This window comes from Shewanella sp. Sh95, from assembly GCF_001308045.1.
In the GTDB taxonomy this organism is placed as follows: Bacteria; Pseudomonadota; Gammaproteobacteria; order Enterobacterales; family Shewanellaceae; genus Shewanella; species Shewanella xiamenensis.
Window position 1 is genome coordinate 1 of the sequence record NZ_LGYY01000162.1, and the last position, 7,396, is coordinate 7,396.

The 7,396-nt window shown below is 44.1% G+C and carries 6 protein-coding genes; all 6 read right to left on the reverse strand.

Translation table 11 applies throughout. The features are described 5' to 3' along the window. Positions 1-145: 145 nt before the first annotated feature. From AEA42_RS11915 to AEA42_RS11940, 6 genes are read right to left on the reverse strand one after another with little or no spacing between them, the layout of a single operon-like run. Positions 146-1,198, reverse strand: coding sequence for a chemotaxis response regulator protein-glutamate methylesterase (locus tag AEA42_RS11915; RefSeq protein ID WP_055647832.1), 1,053 nt, complete (start codon positions 1,196-1,198; stop codon positions 146-148). A gap of 3 nt (positions 1,199-1,201) precedes the next feature. Further along, complete coding sequence (cheD, locus tag AEA42_RS11920; RefSeq protein ID WP_055647833.1) at positions 1,202-1,822, reverse strand: chemoreceptor glutamine deamidase CheD; 621 nt, start codon at positions 1,820-1,822, stop codon at positions 1,202-1,204. After that, a complete protein-coding gene (locus tag AEA42_RS11925; protein WP_055647834.1) occupies positions 1,803-2,654 on the reverse strand; it encodes a CheR family methyltransferase in 852 nt (283 codons plus the stop codon). The genes cheD and AEA42_RS11925 overlap by 20 nt, the downstream gene beginning before the upstream one ends. Continuing rightward, the gene (locus AEA42_RS11930) at positions 2,655-4,625 is read right to left on the reverse strand and encodes a methyl-accepting chemotaxis protein (protein ID WP_047537580.1); all 1,971 of its coding nucleotides are present in this window, start codon (positions 4,623-4,625) and stop codon (positions 2,655-2,657) included. Positions 4,626-4,630: 5 nt separating this feature from the next. Next, a complete protein-coding gene (locus AEA42_RS11935) occupies positions 4,631-5,143 on the reverse strand; it encodes a chemotaxis protein CheW (RefSeq protein WP_037418008.1) in 513 nt (170 codons plus the stop codon). 14 nt (positions 5,144-5,157) lie between these two features. Continuing rightward, entirely contained in the window at positions 5,158-7,263 is a 2,106-nt protein-coding gene (locus tag AEA42_RS11940) for a chemotaxis protein CheA (RefSeq protein WP_055647835.1), read from the reverse strand. Positions 7,264-7,396: the final 133 nt, after the last annotated feature.

Here is a 7,396-nt window from a genome sequence, read left to right on the forward strand (position 1 = left end):
ACAAAGTGGTGGTAAGATGGCCATTCTCAGTCCTCGGCGAGTGGTGGGTTTGTTTGGCGATAGATCAGATCGCTCAAACAGGACTGAGTTCCCTTCCTTTGATCTACTATTTGGAACAGCTATTTAGGGTAAAAATCAGCATGACCTAGTCTCGTTTTAATGATGCCAAATACTGGAGCAGTTTATCCCCTAATTGAGGCAATTCTACTATATGATGAATCGCACCGCGTTTGATCGCCTCTTTAGGCATACCAAATACCACACAACTCTGCTCTCCTTGGGCAAAGGTTTTGCCACCTTGCTTATCTATCGCTTCCATCCCATCGGCCCCATCTTTACCCATACCAGTTAGGATCACAGCTGTCGCATTCGCGCCCGCATATTGAGCCAATGAATGGAATAACACGTCCACTGATGGTCTATGCCCACTGACTTTGTCACCTTGGCTAAGCTTTGCCTTAAAACTCCCACCGACTTTGATGATTTCTAAGTGCTGATCCCCTGGTGCTATGTAGGCATAACAAGGTAATAACCGCTCCCCTTCCTCAGCTTGCTTTACATTAAGACGAGTGAGTTTGTTTAGTCGTTCTGCAAAGGTACGGGTAAATCCAGCAGGCATATGTTGCGTAATCACGATTGGCGGCATAACCGCAGGAAATTGTTGTAAAAGGTGCAAAATAGCCTCGGTCCCGCCAGTGGAAGCTCCAATAGCCACTAACTGGGTATTAACAGTACGTTGATTTAAGGCAGGTTTTAAACTGGGTTTCAGCGTTATGGTCGGTGCAGGCAGGCTTTGCAACTTTGCCTTTGCCGCAGACTTAATTTTTTCGAGGATTAAATCCTGATATTCATTAAATCCCTGAGGTGAATCCAGCTTAGGCTTAGGAATAAAATCCACAGCTCCCAGAGCTAGTGCATTGAATGTCGCATCTGCGCCCTCTTCGGTTAAGGCAGAAATCATCACGACAGCTGTTGGTCTTGCCTTCATTAATCGATCTAAAAAAGTGAGTCCATCAACCTTTGGCATTTCAATATCTAAGGTAATCACATCTGGCCGAAATTGATTCACCATATCCTTGGCCATATAGGCATCGACTGCCATGCCAACGAGACACAACTCAGGATCGGACTCGACCATCCTGCCCAACAGACTGCGGATTAAGGCTGAATCGTCTACCACTAATACCTTTATTGCCATCTGCTATTCACCAAAGAGTTCCACATCCCCACCACTCGGAAGATTTTTAATCCGTAAGCGGTATTCACTTTCCCTATCCATAATAGTGCTATTATGCATCGTCTTGATTTTTCTAACTTTAACTAATCCTGTTTCCGGGAAGAAGTACACTTTACGCGGGTAAATATCGAGTAAGTCCGCAGCGATGACGGGTATTTGCTCTATCTGCAAGTAATTCAACACAAATTCAGCATTACGCTCGCCAATATTGTGTAATGTTAATCCTGATAGCATGTTGCCACCACCAAACACCTTCGCTTCAATGAACTGCCGTCTTGCACCTAATTTCAATAACTCATTGATCAGCAACTCCATCGCATAGACACCATAACGCGCTGATTCAGCTAAAATACCATTTCCATGATTATCGCAACTGGGCAATAAAAAGTGATTCATGCCACCAATTTTCCGTTCGAGATCATATAAGCAAACGGCAATACACGACCCTAATACAGTCACAATTAAGTTACCTTCCCGAGTGGCATAATATTCACCCGGCATAATTTTCACGGCTTCACAATCAAACAAGTGATCAAAATACCGATTTGGCCCTAGGGCAGGATATTCAATATTCGGTCTTAGCACTCGTTTTTCCCTTTACGGCCTGATAAGTAGTTTGTCCTACAGGGGTGAGGATCTGTGGAAACATATTGAAATTTTCAGAATGTCCCGCGATATATAATCCCTCTTCCGTTAGTGACAGCACCATATGTTTTAAAATGGCTTCTTGAGTTGCTTTATCGAAATAAATCATTACATTTCGGCAAAAAATAATATCGACGGGGGTTTTAATCGACCAAAAAGAATCGACTAAGTTGATTCGAGTAAACTGCAACATTTGCTTTAATTCCGGGATCACACGGACTTGACCGAGTTTCGCCCCTTTACCCCGCTGAAAAAATAACGTTTTACGCTCATCGCTCACCGTCTCAATACGCTCTATCGGATAAATCCCCGTCTGCGCTTTTTTTAAGACGGCACTGTCAATATCTGACGCTATTATCTCAATCGGTGTATTAAATCGACCAAAATGCTCAGCGACAACCATAGCTATTGAATAAGGTTCTTCACCCGTGCTACTTGCAGCACACCAGATCCGTTTTGTGTGTGGATGAGTCTGTAAATAGCGTTTTAACACCTCAAAATGATGCGGCTCACGAAAGAACGCGGTTTGATTAGTCGTGAGTGCATTAATAAATTCCTGGTGTTCGCATTCATTCGCTTGTAAATACTCTAAATAAGCCGTAAATCCCGATAACTTCAGTGCCCTAATTCGCCTCACTAATCGGCTATACACCATAGCGTCTTTACTGTCGGCTAATTTTATACCAGCGAACTGATACAGCAGGGTCTTCACCGCCTTAAAGTGAGCCAATGTAAACGCATATTCCTTACCTAGCGGTCTGAGATCACTCAATCAAAAGTCTTCCCATTCATCTTGATCGACTTTATTTAACCTAGGCTTAGGCGTCATTGCTTTAGGTTTCGTGGACACTCGTGCTAATGAGGGGGTTTTAGTCGCTATTTTTTTAAGCTCAGAGGTGCGGCCAATTACGCTTGTTTCCTCATCGACTTTGAAATTTGCCACACTATCAGCAAGTTGCTGCGCCTGAGATTGCATACTTTCAGCAGCCGCAGCGGCTTCTTCGACTAACGCCGCATTTTGCTGCGTCATTTCATCCATTTGCACAACGGCTTTGCCTATTTCATCGATACCAATCGCTTGCTCATTAGAGGCGGAGGCTATTTCCGCCATAATGTCGTTCACTCGTTTGATTGCAATGACAATTTCCTTCATGGTATCGCCGGATTTTCCGACGAGGCTATTGCCGCTCTCAATTTTACTGACCGAGTCAGAGATTAATGCCTTAATGTCTTTCGCTGCATTTGCAGAACGTTGAGCCAAGCTTCGCACTTCTGAGGCCACGACCGCAAACCCCCGCCCCTGCTCACCGGCTCTGGCTGCCTCGACCGCAGCATTGAGCGCCAATATATTGGTTTGAAAGGCAATACCATCGATCACGCCAATAATATCGGCAATTTTGCGCGCGGATTCGTTGATTGACGCCATGGTTTGCACGACTTGCTGGATAAGCTCTCCCCCATCTTCAGCCACATCGGCAGCTTTTGAAGCTAAGGCATTGGCTTGGCTGGCATTATCAGCATTTAATTTTACAGTTCCCGTTAACTCTTCCATGCTGGCGGAAGTTTCTTCGAGACTCGAGGCTTGCTCCTCTGTTCGACTGGACAGATCGGCATTGCCTTGAGCGATTTCAGTAGATGCGGTATTGATGGTATCAGCTGCTTTTTGAATATCTCTTATCATGTAAGAGAGCTTTTCAGCGGTTTGGTTTGAATAGTTTTTTAAATCATTAAAGGTGCCTTCATACTCGTTATAAATCCTCGTGGTCAAATCCCCTTCAGCCATGGCCATTAGCACACGAGCAACATCTTGTAATCCTCTATCAGAGGTTTCAATCAAAGCATTGAGGCTATTCGCTAACATTAAGAAAAAACCCTGCTTACTTTGACTATCAACACGTTGGGTAAAGTCTCCCGCAGCGGCTGCCCCAACGATCCGAGCAATTTCTTGTTCAACTTGTACTTCTTCAGTACGGTCGAGCCACTCAACAACTGTGCCTAACCGTTCACCTGACTTTGCAATAATCGGGCTTGCCGTTAGACGGAAATGACAACTCGCCACTTTGATCTGCGACTCATATTTACGATCGAGCTTGTCAAGCAGACTCGCTTGATGCGCCGGATTACGGTGGAAGATATCCATAGAACTACCGATGATCTTATCCACGGCGAAATGGGGTAAAACCTGGCGAATTTCACTTTCAGAGCGGCGTAACATGGCTTCAACTGAACGGTTCATATAAATAATGGTTCGATTGGCATCGGCGATCATCACATTGGTGCTTGTGTTATTGAGCGCTTCTAATATGCGTTGGGTTGCCCGTTCAGCTTCAATACTTTCAGTGCGGTCAATCCACTCAACACCAGTCCCTAAATGCTTATTATCACGGGAAATAATAGGTGTCAGTATCAATTTAAAGGTACGCTTACCAATGCTGATTTGTGCCGTATGTGGTTGTGTTAATCTTTCTAGCATATTGCGCTGATGAGCGGGATTAACATGGAAGATATCGATATTACTGCCAACGATCTTGGCAACGGAAAACTGGGGTAACTGTTTACGGATATCAGCCTCAGCCTCTGACAGCATATTCAGTACGGCTTTATTGGCGTAAATGATATTGCGCTCACTATCGGCAATCATGAAATTATTACCACTGTTATCGAGCAATTGGAAATAACGTTGGCGCTCTTCATCTCGACGTTGGCGCTCTTCGGTATTACCGAAAATATCTAAGATACCCATAGTGTTTACTCCTGCTCAGAAAGACTGTTTGTATCCATTAGCCCCAACTCATCACTGCTGATAAGAGCTTGAATATTGACCAAAATAATCATTTTTTCTTCAACGGTTGCGAGACCTTTGAGATAGCGACTATCAAAGGCAGCGCCAAATTGCGGGGCGGGTAAAATAGCTTCACTCGCCAGTTTAATGACATCTGAAACAGCATCGACCACGATGCCGACAATTCGGTCACAAACATTGAGCATAATCACTATCGTGAACTCATCATAAGTAGCTGTTCCGACATTAAATTTCATTCGTAAATCGACAATCGGTACGATATCACCACGCAGGTTAAGCACTCCTTTAATAAAACTGGGCGCATTGGCAATTTTTGTGACAGGCTCGTAACCTCTTATTTCTTTTACCGACATAATGTCCAATGCATAGTGTTCTTCACCCAGCACAAAACTTAAAAACTCTACTTCATCATGGGCACTAAATTCCGGTTTAGGGCCGAGCAATGTGCGACTTTCCATTAGCATGTCCTCAGTTAATGCTTAATATGCTGGGCCAGTGATTCCACATCGAGAATTAAAGCGACACTACCATCTCCCATAATGGTGGCTCCAGACACGCCAGGGATCCGACGATAATGTTTTTCAAGACTTTTAATCACAACCTGCTGCTGACCAACCAATGCATCAACAAACAATCCAAAACGTTTATTGTTGCTTTCAAGGAGCACCACAATGCCCTCTTCGGGACGCTTGGCAAACGGATCGATTTCCATCAATTGATGCAGGTTTAATAGGGGTAAATATTCTTCCCTGACTCGGATTAAACGCTCGTGAGCGAAGGACGTTAGCTGCTCATTATGGGGTTGTATTGATTCGATAATATGGACTAGCGGTAGAATATAGATTTGATTACCCACACTCACACTCATCCCATCAACAATGGCTAAGGTCAGTGGCAATTGAATTTCAAAGGTAGCCCCATGACCCGCCACGGAATCGATATCGATTCGTCCGCCTAGTGCTTCAATATTTCGACGAACAACATCCATCCCGACACCACGGCCAGAAACATCAGTAATTTCCTTGGCGGTCGAAAATCCGGCGGTAAAAATCAGTTGCCAAATCAGTTTATCCGGCATGTTATCCGCAACTGGCATATTATTTTCTCGGGCTTTTTGTAAGATCCTCTCGCGATGTAAACCAGCACCATCATCATGTACTGCAATGACAATACTGCCCCCCCGCTGACTTGCTTTAAGCGATAATTGGGCCGTTTCAGCTTTACCCAACGCACGCCTGACTTCTGGTTTTTCAATACCATGGTCTAAACTATTGCGTACTAGATGCGTGAGCGGATCGACCAGCTTTTCAATCATGCCCTTGTCGATTTCCGTGTTGCCACCTTCGATCACGAGATTGACATTTTTGCCGAGTTGTTCTGATAAATCTCTGACTAATCGATGAAACCGGTTGAATACAAAGGAAACTGGCAACATTCGGACCGACATCACAGCCTCTTGCATCTCCCGCGTATTTCGCTCAAGTTCGACCAATGCAGTCTTAAGCCTTTCACCCAATTCACCCGACAGCTCATTACCAATGAGGGTCAACATTGACTGGGTAATAACCAATTCACCCGCAAGATTGACTAGGGTATCGATTTTGGAGGTTTCGACTCTTAATGTGGCATCTTGAGTGGTCGTGTTGACTTTTTTAGTCGCAACAATTGTTTGTGGTGATGTGACCGCAGAAGCCACATGCTGATTTGATGCATTTGAAGTAACCAAATCTGTGGGTTCTGTTTTTTCGGTTTGCGTGACTTTGCCTGTATAACGAGGCACTTTAGCACCGGAATGATGACTAATAGGCTCTGCAATTGGCTCAATGATGGGATGTGCTGGATTAGTTTTAATCTGCACTAAAGCATCAATTTCACTGTCAATGCTTTCAGCTGTTAAAGACTCAAAGAAACCAAAACCTAAGTCATCGTCAGGCGCTGTACTAAGTTGCTGACTATTTGTGACCGTTTTGCTTAAATCATCAATACTAATTTCTTTCGCAATATACGCTTCATCAAAAAAACCAAAATCTTGATTTTCAATGGCTAAGGTTAATTTGACATCATCTTCAAAAAAACCAAAGCCGAGATCATTCTCGTCACAGGCCTTGGGTAAAACCGTTGCTGTGTGTGGCACTGCTGTTTGAATTGGCGAAGTGAACGTTTCGTTAGAATGGGTAATCGAAAAAGGCTCACCATTTAATGCTGCAATTAATTGATTTTTAGCAAATTCAACCTGTTGCCAATCAATTGGTGAATCTTCACGATACAAGCTAAGAATGTGGGATAGCGTGTCAACCGTCTTCAAAAGTAAATCAATGACCCCGGAAGATAACTCAAATGTACCCTTTCTCACTTTATCGAGTAGGTTTTCCATTACGTGAGTGACACTGGTGAGCGCCGTAAAGCCAAAAATACCACTGCCTCCCTTAATAGAGTGCGCCGCTCGAAAAATAGTATTTAACTCCTCGGGATCTGGCGACTGAAGATCGAGGGCAATAAGCAGTTGCTCCATGCTTTCAAGATGCTCATGGCTTTCTTCAAAAAAGACTTGATGAAACTCAGCCATATTAATGGACATATTGCCCTGAAGGATCCCCTCATAAATCAGCCATAGCATAGCCATATTTGAGCAACTGATTGGCGAATAATACCCAGGCCGCCAGCAATTCTTTCTCCGTGATTTGATAATCAGGCCGCCTGAGTACCTCCAA